Source organism: Tissierella sp. (assembly GCF_052089545.1).
Taxonomy (GTDB): Bacteria; Bacillota; Clostridia; order Tissierellales; family Tissierellaceae; genus Tissierella_A.
In genome coordinates this window covers 3390-4150 of record NZ_JBQDAA010000203.1, presented here as the reverse complement: position 1 = coordinate 4150, position 761 = coordinate 3390, and the positions used below count along the sequence as shown (strand labels likewise).

The window sequence follows — 761 nt, the reverse complement described above, 5'->3', positions numbered from 1 at the left end:
ATACATTAGGTAATTTTTACTTTATGTTTAAATATCTATATAGTGTTGATGAACTAATGCCTGTCATAATGGTTATTTCGGTTATTGAATACTCTTGACTGTTATATAATTTTATTGCACGGTTTACGTTGGCTTGGTTGGCTCGTGGCCTTCCACCCTTTCGACCTCTAGCACGTGCGCTTTTTAATCCTTCTTTAGTCCGTTCTACAATTAAATCTCGCTCAAATTGACTAAAAGCTTGAAATACCGTCATCATTAACTTCCCGTGAGGACTCTTAGTATCAAAATTTTCCTTTAGACTAATTAACTTAATATTATTATCTTCAAAATAGTTAACCAATTCTATTAAATCCTTAGTACTACGCCCTAAACGCGAAAAACTTTCTACAACAATCGTGTCTCCAGGTCTTATCTTATCCCTCAAACGATCTAACTGAGGTCTCTTTGTTTTTGTGCCTGTGATTTTTTCAGTTAGTATTTCATTACAATTTTCTTTCTCTAATAAATCAATTTGTCTTGCTAATTCTTGATTATTTGTGCTAACACGAGCATACCCATATTTATACCCGTTCATTTCAAGTCTCCTTTATGATTTTATTAAATTATATCATAAAGGGACGTTAACGATACATAGAATAAAAGAAGAGTTTTGATATAAAAAGATCATCACATTATTACATATATGTGATGATCTTTTTTTGTCCCATAAAGGATTGTTTTTGAGATGAATGTTCTTTACTGTCAAATTAGCAATAAATTTT

1 protein-coding gene is annotated in these 761 nt (G+C 31.1%); it reads right to left on the bottom strand.

The genetic code is table 11. From position 1 onward, the window contains the following. Positions 1-16 precede the first annotated feature (16 nt). Complete coding sequence (locus ACTHW2_RS11510) at positions 17-574, bottom strand: recombinase family protein (protein ID WP_442264061.1); 558 nt, start codon at positions 572-574, stop codon at positions 17-19. Positions 575-761: the final 187 nt, after the last annotated feature.